This window comes from Leucogemmata humicola, from assembly GCF_055379415.1.
Map to the genome: position 1 here is coordinate 2,428,378 of NZ_AP040875.1, position 17,314 is coordinate 2,445,691.

Below are 17,314 nucleotides of genomic sequence, written 5' to 3' on the forward strand. Positions count from 1 at the left end.
CACCCTTGGCCAACCAATCGTTGATGAACCCAATCCGCGGAGATTCCGAACGTGAACGCAAACGAATCGGCTGATTCATCGTTCGACACCAGCAGCATGGCAGACCGTGAGGCCCTCAACGCTGACGATCTCGAGAGTGAGATTCGCCGGCACGCGTATGAGCTTTTCCTTTCGCGTGGCAGAGGAGACGGCAATGATCTCGCGGACTGGCTCGAGGCGGAGCGATTGGTTCGGCGTGATCGCGAACCCGAGATTTCGTGAACCACGGGTCCGCGAGCCGGCTCTCACTTTGCTCCGCCGCCCAGCGAGAGAATTCTTAGCGCGACACTTCGCCGCTCGCGGACGTATGTGATGTAGACGCAAGGCGAGCGGATCGGTCGAAGTCTCGGGTGGGAGACTCCTCGGCCGGTCCGTTCTTGCGTTCCATAGAGGTGAGGCCGCGCCTGCAGGTCGCTAGTTCTTCGCGCCGAGCCGTGCCACGCGCTACTCGTCGCCGGCGCTCGTGTTGGCATCTCTGGCCATGAAGCTCAGAAGCCGTAGAAGAATCTGCCCTTATAGTCCGGCGTCGTCACCATGTCGCGAATCGATCCTGGCAGCAGCACGATCTGCCCTGGTGTGAGCGTCTTGAGGAGAAAGTCTCGCTCGCGATAGATCACCTGCCACACCGAATCGCTCGCTGCGCGGACGCGCGCCGCCGCCGCCTTGCGATCGAAGTCCTCCGGAAGCGCCGCGAGATAGTCCGCGAGTGGTGCGTAGATCGCGTCCGCCTTCAGCTTGAGCTGGATCTCCTGCGCCTGAACGCGCTCGAGCTGGTCACGCGACAGCGCCAATGAGTCGCCAAAGCGCAGCATCACCGCATAGATGTTACTGAAGCTGCTGCGCAGGTAGCGCGCCTTTACCGTGTCTGCCGACGCGCGCGTGCCGAGCATGCTCGGTCGCACGCGAATGTTCTGCTCCACCTGCTGTTCCTGCGTCGACGGCCCGAGATCGAGTTGCAGGTCGAGCGTGATCCTGAATGGATTGCGCCGCGTCGTTGTCGCCGGGCTCGACGAGCCGAAGCGCGGATTCACTTCATAGACGAAACGCTTTGCGGCGGCGTCGAAGCCGCGCACCTGGTAGAGCGTCTGATCGGGGAGCGGCAGCAGACCCCAACCGCGAAGCGCGTTGCCATGGAGAAGATCATCGAGCGCACCCGGCAGGTTAGCGAAGCTCAGATAGACGCGCGCTCGATTGTCGGTCCGCGGAATGTTATTGATGCCGATGTTGCCGTTCATCGTCGCATACCATGGGCCGACGCAACTGTTGCGCGCGGCGATCTGACCAAGCTGGCGCGCGAGACAGTCGCGCGCGGACGATGAACCTGTGCGCAGCAGCGACTGCATCCCATTCGCCACCGCAGAATCGCGCGCCGCGGCCGGGTTGAAGACGAAGGCGCGATCGTTGGAGCTGCCGTCGCCGCTGATGTCGCCGGCTACGATCGGCGTATACGTGAATCCCGAGGAGGCACGCAGCGCGGCGGAGAGGCCCAGGTCACCACCGAAGAAGAAGCGCGAGAGCTGCAACGTCACCTGATGCCGCGGGGTGAACGACGACGGCGCCCACTCCATGGAGCGCGGGTCACCGGCTGTGCTGCCGTCGAAACCGCGCGACTGCGTGCTGGCGTCGATAAACGTGTAGCCGAGGATGACCACACCCACATTGAACGGCAGATTGGGGATGGCGTAGACCGTGAGCTGTTTGGCGTTCGACCGGAGGTCTGAGACGCGCTCGCTCACTCGGCCGAACTGCCCACTCGTACGCGACTCCACCGACGAGATCGATCCGGTCAGCGGGACGATGCTCGCTGGGCTGACGAACACCGGGCGATTGGCTTCGTCGGCCAGTGAGAAGCGTGGTGTTCCCGCGAAGTTGAGGTCGAGTGTGCCGGGTTGGTGCAGATTGAGCGAGTACGTCGCATCGATCGCAACGTACGTCTTGAGGAAGCTTGTCGACGTCCATCCAACGTTCGCGCGCCAGCTCTCGGCGGGCTGATAGCCGCGATCGAACAGCGTCACCGCCCGGGCCGTGTCGGCAAACGTCGAGGCGCCGCCAGCGCAGGCTGTCGGCACGGCCGCTGTCGTTGACGCGAAGCGCTGCCAATCGGGCGTCGGCACGGCGTCTCCCACGCAGAGCAACTGCTGCATGCCGCCGGGCAACCCGGTGGAGGAGATCGCATCTGCGAGCAGCGTCGACGGCAGCACGCTGCGGAATTTCCCAATCCCGCCGCGCAACGAGGCGGACCCGCGGGTCACCGTCGCGTTGCCGGTCGACAGCGCGCTGTAGCCCGTGGAACCGGTGTACCGCCAGACGAACCCCAATCGCGGGCTCACGCCAAAGCCGTTCGGCGCATGATCGGTCCGTGCGCCAAACAGTCGCTCCACATCGGCGTTGAGCTGAGGAGCCGCAGTGAAGGCGTTGGCCTCGAGGCGCGCCCCTCCGGTGACCGTGACTTTGCCGTTGATCCAATTCCCCCCGAGCGCCGCAGCGCCGGTCCATTCGCCGCCCGAACGATCGGACGCATTGAGTGTTCTTAAAAAACTCGACGGCCGGTTCGCGGCAAGATCGGCAAGCGAGTTGAACCCGAACCGGCCCAGTCGATTGGCTGAGAGCGACTGATCGAATCCGTCGAAGCGCGATTGGAGATACACCTTGATCGGAAGCGACTGGCGTCCGCGCACCAACAGGCTTGTCTGGTTGATCGTTTCCCAGGTCCAGTTGCGCGAGTCGTTCGACAGCGCGCTGTTGCCGCCGAACGCCAGCGACCCAAGCCCAATGTCCGACGCGACGAGCACGCTGCCACTCGGGAGCGTGACGTACGGCGAGCCCCGATTCGTCGAGATGCTAAGGCCCGACGTGGTCTCGCTCACATAGTCGCCATCTTTGCCGAAGTAGCGTGAGTAGAGCCCCTGCACACCGGCGAGGCCCGCGGTGGACTTTCCTGCGAACGCCGGCGCGATGGTCGGTGATAGCGACTGCGCCTCGGCTTGAGACAGGCGCCCGAACACGGTGGCGGCCATCACTGGACCGGGTGGCGCGTTTGCTGGCGCGAGCGCCGCTGCGCGGTCGATGCGTTCGATGAACGAGAGCGTGTTCGTCGTTCGAGCGTGCGGAATACTGTTGGCACCGATCGGCACGCCCATGCTAGACAGCAGTTGCACGAGATGCGCTGCCGAGTCGGGTGCGATGCCGGCGTGGGCGAGCGCGTCGGAATCAAGGTCGGCGAGCGACGAGACCGACGCTGTCTGCCGCGCGGCGTGAACACCAAAATTGTAATAGTAGCGGTCGAGCCGATACGCTCCCGTACCGCCCTCGTCGAGCGCGATGTTGGTGAACTTCTGTCCGAGACGGCTGGCGACGGGATCAGAGAGCTGGAGGCCTGGCGCGTCGAAGGTGACATGGCCGCGCCGGCGGATGATGTTGCCACCGCTCGACAGCGATGCCGATGTCTGCACACCGGCGAATCCGCCGACCGTCGGATCCCACGGCGAGGTTCGAAAGCGCGTCGACGTCTGCGCGTCGCGCGGCAGATCTCCGCCGGCGAACGCCAGACCATTGAGCGTCGTGGAGTTCGCATCGGCCGCGAGTCCGAACGCGGAAACCCCGTTCGGACCGAGCGCTAAGCCTGGAATGAGCGACGCCATCGCCTCGAGATTTCCCTGGAGGTCGGGAGGTAGTGCGCCCGAGACACCGTCCACCGTTTTGTCTGTCGCGTCAGTACCCGCCGGCCCGTCGGTGCCGAGTGAGCGCGGCGGTCGCGCCTTGCGGGCTTCTACGCGCACCGCGGCCACGGTGGCCACCGCCGAGCCGAGCGATGCGTTGACGACGGCGACCGAATCGGTCGCGGCAATCGTTACGCGCTGACGAAACGGCTTTCGTCCGAGCGCGCCTATGTAGAGGAGGTATTCGCCTGTGGGTTTGGCGATGACGACGCGATAAATACCGGCCGAATCGCTCTTTTCCACGACCGTTTCGGCTGATGGTGCAATGGTCACGATGATGTCGGCGCCAGAAATGACGACGCCACTGTCAGTAGTGACCCGTCCCCTGATGACGTGGGGTGAGCGTTGCGCGCCAGCGGCGATCGAGAGAGCAACGCTCAGAACGAATGCGCACAAAAGGTGCGACGCCGTGATCCGCCAGGCCGACTGCCCGCCATTTCCCGCGCGTGGTCGTTGTTGGCGCATGCGTTATTTGGAGAATCCTAGATAAGGCATGACGGGATTCTGCCCATGAGACACTGGGTAGCTCGCGAGCGGCCGCCGACGATGACAAACTCTGCATGAGCGTCTCAGTATTCAGCAGTCGACGTCGCCGGCGTCGGCCGCAAGAGAATACGGAGCAAGTTCTGGATCGGCAACCGCGGCGACAACGAAGTGTGTTTCCGCGCGGCACTTCGCCGGCGACTCGTATGCTCACCCTGACGAGGCCGTCAGCCATGGCGGAGGCGAATAGCTTCCGTTGGCACGGGGTGATTCTTTCGATCTGAAATCAGGGTAGGGGAGCTATGAAGCTACGCCAGCTAGGTCGTGTCGGCCCGCAGGTGTCCGCCATCGGCTACGGCTCGATGGGTCTGAGCTCGGCGTACGGGCTGCCCACCGATCGGCAGGATGCGATTGCGATCATCCGCGCCGCCATCACGCGCGGCGTGACCCTCTTCGATACCGCCGAAGCGTATGGTCCCTTCACGAATGAAGAACTGCTCGGCGAGGCGGTCGCTCCGTTTCGCGAGCAAGTCACCATCGCCACGAAATTCGGCTTCGGCATCAATCCCGACGGTTCGCGCTACGGCCTCGATTCGCGGCCCGAGCACATCCGGAAGGTGGCCGATGCCTCGCTGCGTCGGCTGAATGTCGACGCCATCGATATCCTCTTCCAGCACCGCGTCGATCCGAATGTGCCCATCGAGGACGTTGCGGGCACGGTGAAGGAGCTGATACACGAGGGGAAGGTCCGGTTCTTCGGCCTATCGGAGGCGAGTGCGCCGACGATCCGTCGTGCTCACGCTGTTCAGCCGATCGCCGCGGTCCAGAGTGAATACTCGGTTTGGACGAGAGACCCTGAGCGGAACGATGTACTGGCGACGTGCGAAGACCTGGGGATCGGCTTCGTAGCGTTTACTCCGCTGGGCGCCGGATTCCTCACTGGGAAGATCGACTCCACCACGAAGTTCACAGCGAACGACTTCCGAAACATCTCGCCGCGCTTCGCCGAAGACGCTCGCGCAGCCAACATGGCGGTTGTCGATCTGCTCAAGCGCGTGGCGGACGAGAAACACGCCACGCCCACACAGATCGCACTCGCGTGGCTGCTCGCTCAGAAGCCGTGGATCGTGCCGATTCCCGGCACCACGAAGCTGCATCGCCTCGAGGAGAACCTCGGCGCGATGAACATCGAGCTCACAGCCCACGACCTGCGCGAGATCGAGGATGCAGCCTCGAAGATTCCGGTGCAGGGGGAGCGGCTGCCGGAGTCGTTTCTGAAGCTCACCAACGGATAGCTCACCTCGTCAGTCCGTCGAGCAGGCCCGGTGTGCTCTTGTGCCAGCATTGATGTGTACGCATCATTATGATGCATACACATCAATGAGGACGCCCAGTGCAATCAGCCACCGCCACGTGCGTTGCGGGAACGCTTCGCCGCGCCACGCGCTCGATCAGCCGAGTCTACGACCAGCATCTCGCGGTCGTCGGGCTCACGAGCACCCAGTTTTCGCTGCTGCGCGCCGTCGAGCGATACGACGCGCCCGTCCCGCTGAGCGAGTTGGCGAACGATCAGGTGTTCGAGCGCACATCGCTCTATCGCGCGCTCGAGCCGCTCGAACGTGATGGCCTCGTCACCATCAATGCCGGTCGCGGTCGCGCGAAGGTCGTCGCACTGACCGCGAAAGGGCGTCAGCGCATCGCGCGAGCGCTTCCTCACTGGACGTCGGCTCAAGAAGACTTCGTCGCCCGCTTCGGGCGGTCGGAGTGGAATCGGATGTCAGTGCAACTCGCCGAGATCGTTGAGATTGCGCGGGCGGCGCGGGGCGATGCAGACTAGCATTGTCGTTGCGGCCGCGGCCGTACTGCCGGTGATCCTCGACTTTGCCTTCGGTATCACCGGAACTCGTCAGTACCGCAAGCCGTGGGGACCAGCCGGCGTGCTCATCGTGAAGAGGATGAATCGCTCGCATGCGGCGTTGACGCGTTGGGCGCTGAGTCAGGTGACGATCGCACCCAACGCGACGAGTCTCGACGTTGGCTGCGGCGGTGGGCAAACGATCCACACGCTCGCCCAACTCGCACCACTCGGCACAGTGCAGGGCGTGGACTATTCCGCCACGTGTGTCGATACATCGCGTTCGCTCAATGCGGCGCTCATCGCGGAGAAACGCGTCGACATTCAGCTTGCGTCGGTATCAAAGCTTCCCTTCGCCGATGCGACGTTCGATCTCGCCACTGCGATCGAGACTCACTACTACTGGCCCGACCTCGAGCACGACGCTGGCGAGGTTCGCCGCGTTCTTGCGCCGGGGGGGCGACTGTTGATCGTTGCCGAAGCGTACGACCGCCCGGGCGCGCCAAGGGGCCAGCGTCGGCTAATGGCTTCAATCAAAGCAAAGTATCTCACGCGCGATGCACATCGTGCCTTCGTCGAAGCCGCGGGCTTCGCCGACGTTCAGACATTCGAGAACGAGGCGAAGGGATGGCTCTGTGTGGTCGGCACAAATCCCCGCTCGGGCCACGAAGAGGTTGACGCGGCGCCAAATGGTGGAGGCTCGTCGGTTGGCTAGAGAAGGAAGCAGAACTGCCCTCGGGGTCGCGATGATGCGCGCGGCCCACATGGTGCTCGATGGCGAACCGAAGATTCTGAATGACCCAACGGTGCTCCGGCTGGTGGGCCCAGCGGCGATCGAACAGATACGCGCGGTCGCGGGCACACCTCAGGTGCGCTTGTCTCGCGAGCTTCGAGCGCACGTCGTACTGAGGAGCCGGTTCGCGGAAGACCGTTTGGCCGAAGCGGCGAAGCGAGGCGTGACGCAGTACGTCATCCTCGGGGCCGGGGGCGACACGTTCGCGTACCGCCAACCTGATTGGGCGAAGTCGATCCGCATTTTCGAAGTCGATCACCTCGCGAGTCAGGAAGACAAGCGGCAGCGACTTGCCGCCGCCGGAATCGGCGTGCCAATCAACGTGCGGTACGCGGCGATCAATTTCGAGACGACCACGCTGCGCGATGGCTTGATTGCCGGTGGCGTCGACCTCGCCGCACCGACGTTCTTTTCCTGGCTCGGCGTCACGATGTATCTCACGGAGGCGGCGATCGATGCCGTTTTGAACACGGTGGCTGCGTTCGGACGGGGCAGCGAGATCGTCTTCACGTATGCGCGCCGGGAGCGCGCCAAGCGCGACCCCGCCGACGGACCGTCGCCGGCCGAGATAGCGGCGGCCATGGGCGAGCCATGGCTTTCGTATTTCGACGTCGAGGAGCTCGACCAGAAGCTCCTGTCATTGGGATTATCGAATACGTATCATCTGACAGCGGCCGATGCGAGTCCCCGCTACTTCGCTGACAGGACCGATGACCTGCAATCGCCGCCGTATCCGTCGGTGGTGAGCGCTGCGGTGTGAGCCGCAGCGCATTCACTCGATTCGTTTCGCCCTCCTATCGCTCCCGTTCTGGTGCAGCACGAGGGCTGTCGCGCGACCCTGCTCGTTCACCTCGAAAGTGATCTGCGCGTCCACCGCCTTCAGGAAGAAATCGCGCGACGACGACGCGAACGCTTCGAGCTTTTGCTGCCCCGTTAGCTGAACGTAGAAACGTTCGCTGTCGCGTGAAACTTCTATCGCGATCTTCGGCGTGAGGGCGTAGCGGCCAACATACGCGTCGAGCACGGTCGGCGAGACGCGAATTTCGGCAAGCGGGGCGCGATCATACAGCGGTCCGCCGCCCTGAAGGAGATAGAGTCCGATGTCGTCGCCTCCCTCGACTACAGACGCGTTTGACAGCACGATGACGCCGACGCGTCGCGCACGATCGAAGCCGACAAACGCGCGAAACCCGGTCGTGCCACCATTGTGCCAGATGATCTCGTGGCCGGTCGGCGTAGACACGTGCCAGCCGAGCGCAATGTCCAGGTTCGGTGTTCCGCTGGGACGGCGAACGGTGAGCATGTCGCTCATCGCTGCGGAGAGCGGCGACGTGACATTCCCAATGTTCGCGGCGAGGAACGTCAACATATCGTTCGCGCCCGAGTATATACCGCCGGCGCCGAGCAATGCTGGAAGACGGAAATACGGCGCGGGCTCGAGGCCGGCGTCGTGGCCGACGGTCAGACGTCCTTGGGCGTTCAATGGCACTGTGATGTTCGTATTGCGCATGCCGAGTGGATCGAGCACGCGCGATCGGACAAGCGACTCATAGTCCGTGCCGGCGCGACGCGCGAGCGCTTCGCCAAGCAACCCGAAACCAACATTCGAGTACTCGTATTTCGCGCCGACATCCCGCGTCAACGTGTAAGTCGCCAAGAACTGGTAGAGATTCGCCGTGGTGTAGTCGGCGAACGGATTGCTCGGGTCCTTGGGGGCGAGATTGGTGGGATCGCGCGGGAGGCCCGACGTGTGGGTGGCGAGGTCGAGCAGCGTAATCTGGCGCCCCGCACGCTCGGGTACTTTGGTGCCGGCAGGTAAGTACTTCGCAACGGGATCGCTCAGCGCGACCTCGCCGCGACGAACCATGTCCGCGAGGACGAGCGAGGTAAAAACCTTCGTCACGGATCCGATCTCGAACAGCGAACTGCCATCGAGCGGCGCGTCGTCTCCCTTCGCGCGGTGTCCGTATGTCACGATACGACGCCCGCTGGAATCGATGACCCCGACGACCATTCCGACGCTTCGCTTCTGCTGGTCGATTCGCTTGGCCAGGATCGCCCGGATCACCGAGTCGGAGGCCAGGCGCGTCGGGTATGGGAGCGCTGTGCCCGATGAGAGTTCCGTGACGCGCGCCAATCGCAGTGGGGTCGCCGCGCTCGGGTCTTTAAGCAATCCATAAAGCGAGTCACGAGCGGGAGTCATCACCGCGGTATATACGGCTTGGCCCCCCGCCCAGGAGACGACGACCGTATCGCCGTGCGTCGCGCAGGTCGCTGGCAGCCGGAGGTTGCCGGCGTCGAGGTTGGTGATCGACGCGATGGGCGCGCCGGCGGAATCACGCTTGATCCGAAGGCCAAGTCGCGCATGCATTCCGCCGACATCGAGCGTGCCTTGCCACGTCCCCGGAGCACAGGGAAGAAGTGTCGACTTCGGTTGCTGCGCGAGAAGCCGGTGTGCCGCGCACAGCAAAATGAGTGAGTGAAGAACGGACCGCATCATCATCTCCGGAATGGGATTCCGAGAGACAGTCGCCGGGTTTCGATTTCTCTTACAGCCGTCCGCGCGATTCTCTGAATCGCTCCATTTCGTCGTACGTCGCAATCGCGTTCCGGCGTCCCCACGAGATGACGGCCACGTGAAACCCCGCGTATACGACTGCCATGCCAGCGATGATTGCCCGGGAGGCGGGCTCTGCGACAGCGGCACCGGCGAAATAGATCATCGGTGGAACGATCAATCCGATATAGGCCGGCCATCCGCCGCCGGCGAGCCGGGCGCGACGATCGATTTCGCGGAGGACTCGGTAATACTCGATCGAGGCTAGCTCCGATACGCTGAGCGATGCCGCCGCCAACCGTCGATGCCGATGAATGGCGAGACCGGCGTTCCATACGTACGCGAGGGCGGTGACAACCGCTCCAACGCGCATCAATTGGTTCTCAGCCAACGCTGCGAGGACGCCCCACGTCCCGATCGTAACTACGACGGCCGCCGCCATCGCGCCGACAGCGGTCCGCGCTTCGCCCCCGATTCGCTTCGCGGCGCGCCGAATCTCGGTCGCGCTAAAGGCCTGTGGCTCGGCAGGCTGCTCGCGCCACGCGGCGACGACCTCGTCGACGTCATTCTGTTCAGTCATCGGGCACCTCCGCCGCGCGAGCGCGGCGCGCGATCACGCGCTTTATCCGGTGAATCTTCGTGGCGACATTCGACGCTGAGAGCCCCGTGACTTCGGCGATCGCCGCGGCGTCGAAGCCTTCGAGATAGAGCAGCACGAGTTCGCGATCGCCGGGCGTCAGTTGCTCGATCAGGGAATAGAGACGCTGTAGCAGCAGGCCTCGATCGAGCGCGTCTTCGGCGGGATGCGGCTCCGGGATGTCGTCCAGCTCCTCGAGACTAACCAGCGTCGAGGTCCTGGCGCGGCGGTGCCGAAGGATGAACGTGGCGCCGACGTTGTGCGCGACACGAAAGGTCCACGTACGAAGCGAGCAGCGACCATCGAACCGGGCGAGGCTGCGCCAGAGTGCGAGGTGGATTTCCTGGCGAAGATCGCGCCGGCGCTCGGGGTCGCGCTCATACGACCGCACCAGTCGGTCGATCGCGCCGCCGAATTGTGCGGCGGCGTCGTCATAGAGGGCGTGTGTACGCCCGAGCTCCTCGGGGGTCTCCGGTGACATCTACCTAGATAGTCGCCGGATCACCCCGGGTCTTACAGCGGTCCAGTGTGAAGGCTGGCCGAGCGTTGATGGTTCAGAACACCACCGGCTTCCCAGCGACGACCGGATCAAGACCAAGCTTCACGAGAAGCCCGTTGAACGTATGCAGATCGACGTTCAGCACCTTCTGAAGGTGATCCATCTCAGTCTTCAGCTCGAGCTTGAGATCCGTGAAGATTGGATCGGCATTCGCGATCGGCTTGCCGTCGCCCGACGTGACGACGCGCAGCAACGACGCCAGGCGGTTGTTTGTCTTGATGGGGAAGTTTAGCGGGTCTTCGCCTGCGGCGTTGCGCACCTGATACAACTCCTCTTCGACACCACTCAAGCTTGCGCTCAACCGGTCGCCGGTCGTCTTGAGCGTCGTATCCTGCGACTTCGTGAGCCGGTCGCCGATCTGCTTCTTGAGAGCGCGAATTTGAATGACCGCGTTGTTTGCTTCCGTGACCTTATCGCGGATTTGCAGCGCGAGCGTCGTCTGCGCCACGAGATCGGCGTCGGTCGCTTCGTGCAGCGGGTGACGCTTCATGATCAGCGGCGCCGTGGTCGTCTTGCCGTCGGCCGTAAAGCGCACGGTGTACTTGCCTGGCGCGGCGAGCGGGCCATTCGTCGTAGCACCCCAGAGAATCATTCCCGGAAAGGTCACTGCATTCGTGTAGCGACCGTCCCACGTGAACGAGTTGAGGCCTGCGGTCTTCGCCGGGCCCTGCGGCGCGCCGCCGCGGCCACCTCCACCCCCACCCCCTCCGCCGGCGCCGCCACGCCCGCCGGCGGCAGCGGTGTCCGGAAGGCTGCGTACGAGTTGGCCCCGCGCGTCGAGGATGTCGATGCGAATGTTGTTCACTGGGTGCTTGAGCCAGTACTGCACCGTCGCGGGCGTGCCGGAGCGAATCGCCACCGCGGGTGTGAACAGCACGACGTCATGTTCGGCGACCATCGCCGGTTTGTACTGCCGCAGCGGCTCGATGTTGTCCAGCACATAGAAGCCGCGGCCATGCGACGCGATCGCGATGTCGTGATCCTCGACCTCGATGTCGGCGATCGGCACGTCTGGCAGATTGAGGGACATCGAGTCCCAGTGGTCGCCGTCATCGTACGAGATGTACATGCCGTGCTGCGTTGCCGCGTAGAGCAGGCCTTTGCGCTTGGGGTCCTCACGCACGGCGTGCACGTAGTCATTCGCGCGAATGCCGGTGACGATCTTCGTCCACGTCTTGCCGAAATCGTGCGTGCGGAAGATGTACGGCGACTGATCGTCGAGCAGCGGACGCTTCACCGCAGCGTACGCGGTCGCTGAATCGAAGGCCGAGGCGTCCATGACGCTGACGCGTCCGAAGTCCGGCATGTTCTTCGGCGTGACATTCGTCCACGTCTTGCCCGCCGTGCGAGTGACGTAGATCAAGCCATCATCCGATCCAGTCCAGATGACGTTTGTCGTCTTCTTCGACGGCGCGATCGTGAAGATCACGCCGTACACCTCTGGTCCGTTCATATCGTGCGTGATCGGACCGCCCGACGGGCCCATCGTCGCCGGATCGTGACGCGTTAGATCAGGGCTGAGCTGATTCCAGCTTTGGCCGCCGTTCGTCGTCGACCAGAGATGCTGCGATCCCGTATAGAGGATCTTCGGGTTGACCGGCGAAAAGATGATCGGGTACGTCCACTGCCAGCGCTCTTTCAAGATTGCTGATTCTTCGCCAGAGAATTCGCGCGGATACGGGTTTACCTCCCGCTGTTCGCCTGTGCGGCGGTTGAGACGGGTGAGGAACGAGCCGTTGTTGCCGCCGGCGAAGAAGACGTCAGGGTTGGTGGGATCGGTCGCGATGTACCCATCCTCAGAGCCGCCGGCGCCATAGGTGTCGGCAAGGGTCAGCGGGGCAGCGCCGCCACGCCCGCCACCTCCGCCGCCTCCGCGCCCGCCAAAGCCACCGCCGACTTGAGGAACGTGCACGCAGATCGTGCCGTCATCCTGCTGTGCGCCGCAGAGATCGTACGGGATGTGTGCGGTCGCGACGACATGGTACAGCTGCGCGGTCGAATATTCCTCTGGCGACCAGTTCTGGCCGCCGTCGTTCGACACCGCGCCGCCGCCGTCGTTGGCCAGCACGAGGTGCTGCGTGTTGTCCGGGTCGACCCACATGTCATGGTTATCGCTATGCGAGCCGCGCACAGCGGTGATCGTCTTACCGCCGTCGGTCGATTTGTAGGCCGAGACGTTGAGCGCGTAGAGGAGGTCGGCGTTCTTCGGGTCGCCGACGATATGAGTAAAGTAGAAAGCGCGCTGACGGATCTCGTGGTCGCCGCTGATGAACGCCCAGTTCGCGCCACCGTCTTCCGAGCGATACAGACCGCCGCCCGGCTCGTTCTCGATCAGCGCGTAGACACGATTGGGATTCGCCGCCGTGAGTGCGATGCCGATCTTGCCAACGAGACCCGTGGGCATTCCGGGACTGCGCGTAATCTCCGTCCAGTGTTCGCCACCATCCGTGGATTTGAACAGTCCACTACCCGGGCCGCCGCTCGACATCTGGTACTCTTTGCGATACGCCTCCCACATTGCCGCGTACATGATGTTGGGATTCGTTTCGTCGATCTCGATGTCGACGGCGCCCGTTGCCGGGCCACGATCGAGCACCTTTCGCCACGTCGTGCCGCCGTCAGTCGATTTGTAGACGCCGCGCTCCTCGCTGTTGACGCTGTATTTCCCGAAGTCGGCGACGAAAACGATGTTCGGATCGGTTGGGTGGATGCGGACCTTCGCGATCGCATCGGAGTTCTTGAACCCGACATGCCTCCATGTCTTGCCCGCATCGGTCGACTTGTACACACCGTCGCCGGGCATGATGTTGCCGCGAATACACGACTCGCCGGTCCCGATGAAGACGATGTCGGGATTCGACTCCGACACAGCGACCGCACCGACCGACGCGCTCGTGATCTGTCCGTCGGTGACCGACGCCCACGTCGTGCCGTTGTCGGTCGTCTTCCAAAGGCCGCCACCGACGGCGCCGAAGTACGCTTCCTTGGGGCGGCCCTTCGCGCCGCTCACGGCGATGGAGCGACCGCCACGCGGCGGACCCACGTTGCGCCACTTGTACGAGCTCCAGATCGCGGAGTCGACCGGCGGGGTAGGGACGGGGGGCGCAGCGGCAGTGTGAACAATGCCGACGATGCTCGTGATACCGACAAACGCGACTGACGCCGAAAGCGCGAGTCGGCGGGAAAACAGCGACATGAAGATCTCCGAAAAACCGATTGGCTTACGCGAGAAAAGAAATTTGCGCGATTACGGCTGCACGGGCGACTGGCCGGCGGCCTTGAGTTTTGCGTTCAACGCGCTCAGCCCAGTCGTTCGTAGACGATTCCAATGCGCGAGGACGGCTGTCGCCGTTGCGTGCGCCTGGTTGGCTGTGGCGACTTGCGTCGCCGTCGGCGCGACGTCGGCACTTTGCATTGCCATTGCGGCGCCAAGCGCGCTGGTGCTCGCCGCGTCGAGCGAAGGCGGCGCGTTGTTCGGCGCACCGCCTGCGCCGCCGCGACCGCGACGTCCGCCGCCTACCGGCGCGGCAGGAGCGAGCGAATCAATCTCCGCTTTGAACATGGCGGCGTCGTTACCGGTCACACCTCCCAGCTTCGCGACCAACCCACGCGCCGCTAGCGCCGCGGCGTGGGTGTTGACGGCGTCGTCATACAACGTGCGTGTCAACGCGAAGAGCTGCGTGAGCGCAACCGCCGGCGTTTTCACACGTGGGTCGAGCTTCACTACGATTGGCTGCGTGTACGACTTGCCGTCCACGGTGAGACGCACCGTGTAAGTGCCTGGTGGCGCCCACGGCGCGTTGATCGCGGCGTAGGTGCGATGCGGAACCGCTCCGCCGGCGCCGCCACCGCCACCGCGACCACCGGTCTCTTCGCCGATCGGATCGAACCGCAAATCCCAGTTGAACCGATGCATCCCGCCCGTCGTTCCCAGCGTCAGCGCGGGCGCGGGCCAATAGAGTGGAAGTCCGCAATCGGCCAGCGACGGGTTCTGTTGGCAGAGCGTGTTGTACTTTGCCGAATCAGCGGCTGGATCGGTCCCGCGAACGAGCAGATCGTCGCTCGAGTATGACCGAACGACCTTGCTTCCACTCAGGATGTCGAGCTTTACCGGCCCGCTTGTCGTCGCCGGAAGGAAATAGTCGATCAACGCATACGGCGGCGGATTCTCGCCGGCGGGGACCTCGGGCGGCCACGGTGTCGGATCGTTCGTCGCGAACCGGACGCGCAACCCGACAGCCGGCTTCACGAGATACGCCGACCGGGAATTCTGCGCAGCGGCGATCGCTGCTGCGGCACGCAGCGGCGTGACGTCGTCGAGAATATAGAAGCCGCGACCGTGCGTGCCCGCGATGAGATCCGAGCACTGGCAGGTGCTGTCGTCCTTGAGTTGCAGGTCGCGCACGGAGATCGCCGGCATGTCGAGACGAAGCGAGTGCCAGTGATCGCCGTCGTCGTACGACACCCACACCTGATTATCCGTGCCGGCGTAGAGTAGTCCTTTCTGCCGCGGATCTTCACGAATCGTGTTCGCGACGTTGCCGCCGGCGATGCCGTTGTCGATTTCCGTCCACGTCTTGCCGCCGTCGTGCGTGCGAAAGAAGTGCGGATTGAGATCATCGAGACGGAAGGTATTCGCGGCGGCGTACGCGGTCTGCGTATCGAAGTGACCAGCGTCGATGTTGAAGATGCGCGTCCACGCTTTGATCGTTGGCGGCGTCACGTTCTTCCATGTCGTGCCGCCGTCCATCGTCGTCTGGATGTTGCCGTCGTCAGTGCCGGCCCACAGCACTTTGACATCGCGCGATGACGCGGAGAGCGCCGTGATCGAACCCTGCGGTGCCGGCGTCACCTGTGACGCGTACTTGCCGACCGTCGCCGGCACGTCCCACGTCTTGCGCGTGAGATCGGGGCTGATGCGCGTCCAGCTGTGCGCCTGATCGGTCGTCTTCCACACGACGTTCGACGCGTAGAACAGCACGCGCGGATCGACCGGCGACCACAGGATCGGCATCGTGCGCACGTTGCGTCCGAACTCGGTACCGCGCTGCTCGGTGCTCGGACCGAGGGTGCTCGTCTGGCCCGTGCGACGATCATAGAGCGACACGTTCGTGCGCTGGCTGCCGAACACCAGGTCGGGATTCTTCGGATCCGGCGCGGCGACGCCGTATTCCTGGATGTTCACCGGATGCCAATCATGGAAGGTGATCTCGCCGTCCATCGACCGGCTGTCTACACATGCCGACCCCGAGTCTTGCTGCCCGCCGCAGACGCGATAGGGGAAGCTGTTGTCGGTCGAGACGTGGTACATCGCGGCGGTCGGCTGCGTGTACCAGTTGCTCCAGCTCTTGCCGCGATTGCCCGACACGACCGCGCCCTGATCCGCTACGACGATGATGATGTTCGTGTTATTGGGGTTGATCCACGTTTTCTGATAGTCGTCGCCGCCCGGTGCGCCGCGTACCGCCGACCACGTCTGCCCACCATCCTCTGTTCGCCAGAACACGGTCGAGCAGCTGTACACGACGTTCTCGTTCTTCGGGTCGACGGTGATCGTCGGAAGGTCACCGCCGCCGATGCGAACGAGCGGGCGTTGATCGGTCACACGCGGCTGGCCACCGCGGCCGCCGCTCGCTGCGTCTGCGGCGAGCGCCCAGTGCTCGCCCGCGTCACTCGACTTATAGAAGCCGACGCCGCCGCCGGCCGGCGCACCACCGCGACCCGCGCCGCGTCCGCCGCTCGCCGGGGCGATGCCCGCGACCATCGCGTACAGCACGCGCGGGTTGCTCGCCGCGATGGCGATGTTCGCCTGAATGACGCCGGGCAGCCCCTGGTTGATGGGCTTCCACGTGGTGCCGCCGTCGGTGGACTTGAAGATCCCGTTGCCGCTGCCGTCGCCAGCCCCGCCAAAGCCAACGCCTTCAATGTACGCCTGCTGCTGCTCCCAGAGCGCCGCATACACCGTGTTAGGATTGCTCGGATCGATACGAACGTCGTTGCCGCTCGTATAGTTATCTTTAAAGAGTACTTTCTCGAACGTCGTTCCGCCGTCCGTCGAACGGAAGATGCCGCGCTCTGGGTTCGGCCCGTACGGGTGACCCAAAACCGCAACGAACAGCCGATTGGCGTTCGTGGGGTCGACGTCGATGTGGGCGATCATTTGGCTTTGGCGCAGACCAAGATGTGTCCACGTCTTGCCGCCGTCGGTCGACTTGTACATGCCGTCGCCGGTGGCGAGGTCTGGGCGAATAATGCCCGCGCCAGTGCCAACGTAGATGACGTTGGGGTCGGACGGCGCCACGGCAATAGCGCCAATGGACCCCGTCGCCTCCTTATCGAACAGCGACTCCCAGTTCGCGCCGTAGTCGGTCGAGCGCCAGACCCCGCCGTTGTCGAAGCCGGCGTAGGCCACATTCGGCTGCGACGCCGCACCAGAGACGGCGCGGGCTCGACCGGCCCGCGTCGGTCCGATCTGTCGCCAGTGCATGGCGGTGCTTGGCTCAGTCGTCTGCGAGCCTGCCGTCAGGAGCGGCGTCGCGAGCGGCGTCACGGCGACTGCGGCGGAAACCGCAAGATGGAACAGGTGTCTCGACACGATTGCTACCTTTCCCTGGCGCTGTAGTCTGGCTGTAAGGTTCGCCGGCGTCGACGAACTTCCGTCGTGAAGTAGAC

Annotated in this window: 11 protein-coding genes; 5 read left to right on the top strand and 6 right to left on the bottom strand. The window is 64.0% G+C overall.

The window, feature by feature from the left end:
• Positions 1 to 51: 51 nt before the first annotated feature.
• A complete protein-coding gene (locus AC6H4Z_RS10120) occupies positions 52 to 261 on the top strand; it encodes a DUF2934 domain-containing protein (protein WP_497546625.1) in 210 nt (69 codons plus the stop codon).
• A gap of 266 nt (positions 262 to 527) precedes the next feature.
• Here the strand turns inward: AC6H4Z_RS10120 and AC6H4Z_RS10125 are convergent, their stop codons facing one another.
• The gene (locus tag AC6H4Z_RS10125) at positions 528 to 4,223 is read right to left on the bottom strand and encodes a carboxypeptidase-like regulatory domain-containing protein (protein ID WP_497546626.1); all 3,696 of its coding nucleotides are present in this window, start codon (positions 4,221 to 4,223) and stop codon (positions 528 to 530) included.
• A 320-nt stretch (positions 4,224 to 4,543) separates the two neighbouring features.
• On the opposite strand from AC6H4Z_RS10125, the gene AC6H4Z_RS10130 reads away from it, so the two are divergent.
• From AC6H4Z_RS10130 to AC6H4Z_RS10145, 4 genes are all read left to right on the top strand, one after another.
• The gene (locus AC6H4Z_RS10130) at positions 4,544 to 5,536 is read left to right on the top strand and encodes an aldo/keto reductase (RefSeq protein WP_497546627.1); all 993 of its coding nucleotides are present in this window, start codon (positions 4,544 to 4,546) and stop codon (positions 5,534 to 5,536) included.
• Positions 5,537 to 5,634: 98 nt separating this feature from the next.
• The gene (locus tag AC6H4Z_RS10135; RefSeq protein ID WP_497546628.1) at positions 5,635 to 6,078 is read left to right on the top strand and encodes a MarR family winged helix-turn-helix transcriptional regulator; all 444 of its coding nucleotides are present in this window, start codon (positions 5,635 to 5,637) and stop codon (positions 6,076 to 6,078) included.
• Complete coding sequence (locus AC6H4Z_RS10140) at positions 6,068 to 6,811, top strand: class I SAM-dependent methyltransferase (protein ID WP_497546629.1); 744 nt, start codon at positions 6,068 to 6,070, stop codon at positions 6,809 to 6,811. Before AC6H4Z_RS10135 ends, AC6H4Z_RS10140 begins: the two co-directional genes overlap by 11 nt.
• A complete protein-coding gene (locus AC6H4Z_RS10145; protein WP_497546630.1) occupies positions 6,786 to 7,649 on the top strand; it encodes a class I SAM-dependent methyltransferase in 864 nt (287 codons plus the stop codon). Before AC6H4Z_RS10140 ends, AC6H4Z_RS10145 begins: the two co-directional genes overlap by 26 nt.
• A gap of 12 nt (positions 7,650 to 7,661) precedes the next feature.
• Here the strand turns inward: AC6H4Z_RS10145 and AC6H4Z_RS10150 are convergent, their stop codons facing one another.
• The 5 genes from AC6H4Z_RS10150 to AC6H4Z_RS10170 form a co-directional block, all read right to left on the bottom strand.
• Complete coding sequence (locus AC6H4Z_RS10150) at positions 7,662 to 9,386, bottom strand: serine hydrolase (RefSeq protein ID WP_497546631.1); 1,725 nt, start codon at positions 9,384 to 9,386, stop codon at positions 7,662 to 7,664.
• A gap of 52 nt (positions 9,387 to 9,438) precedes the next feature.
• Positions 9,439 to 10,026 carry a hypothetical protein gene (locus tag AC6H4Z_RS10155; protein ID WP_497546632.1) on the bottom strand — a complete coding sequence of 196 codons (588 nt, stop codon included), beginning with the start codon at positions 10,024 to 10,026 and terminating at the stop codon, positions 9,439 to 9,441.
• The gene (locus AC6H4Z_RS10160; RefSeq protein ID WP_497546633.1) at positions 10,019 to 10,564 is read right to left on the bottom strand and encodes an RNA polymerase sigma factor; all 546 of its coding nucleotides are present in this window, start codon (positions 10,562 to 10,564) and stop codon (positions 10,019 to 10,021) included. Before AC6H4Z_RS10160 ends, AC6H4Z_RS10155 begins: the two co-directional genes overlap by 8 nt.
• 73 nt (positions 10,565 to 10,637) lie before the next feature.
• Positions 10,638 to 13,838, bottom strand: a complete 3,201-nt coding sequence (locus AC6H4Z_RS10165; RefSeq protein WP_497546634.1) for a VPS10 domain-containing protein — start codon at positions 13,836 to 13,838, stop codon at positions 10,638 to 10,640.
• A 51-nt stretch (positions 13,839 to 13,889) separates the two neighbouring features.
• The gene (locus tag AC6H4Z_RS10170; RefSeq protein ID WP_497546635.1) at positions 13,890 to 17,237 is read right to left on the bottom strand and encodes a WD40/YVTN/BNR-like repeat-containing protein; all 3,348 of its coding nucleotides are present in this window, start codon (positions 17,235 to 17,237) and stop codon (positions 13,890 to 13,892) included.
• Positions 17,238 to 17,314: the final 77 nt, after the last annotated feature.

Coding starts and splice junctions, on each gene's coding strand:
- AC6H4Z_RS10125 (WP_497546626.1), bottom strand. CDS start 4,223: ATGCGCCAACAACGACCACGCGCGGGAAATGGCGGGCAGTCGGCCTGG.
- AC6H4Z_RS10130 (WP_497546627.1), top strand. CDS start 4,544: ATGAAGCTACGCCAGCTAGGTCGTGTCGGCCCGCAGGTGTCCGCCATC.
- AC6H4Z_RS10140 (WP_497546629.1), top strand. CDS start 6,068: ATGCAGACTAGCATTGTCGTTGCGGCCGCGGCCGTACTGCCGGTGATC.
- AC6H4Z_RS10145 (WP_497546630.1), top strand. CDS start 6,786: ATGGTGGAGGCTCGTCGGTTGGCTAGAGAAGGAAGCAGAACTGCCCTC.
- AC6H4Z_RS10150 (WP_497546631.1), bottom strand. CDS start 9,386: ATGCGGTCCGTTCTTCACTCACTCATTTTGCTGTGCGCGGCACACCGG.
- AC6H4Z_RS10155 (WP_497546632.1), bottom strand. CDS start 10,026: ATGACTGAACAGAATGACGTCGACGAGGTCGTCGCCGCGTGGCGCGAG.
- AC6H4Z_RS10160 (WP_497546633.1), bottom strand. CDS start 10,564: ATGTCACCGGAGACCCCCGAGGAGCTCGGGCGTACACACGCCCTCTAT.
- AC6H4Z_RS10165 (WP_497546634.1), bottom strand. CDS start 13,838: ATGTCGCTGTTTTCCCGCCGACTCGCGCTTTCGGCGTCAGTCGCGTTT.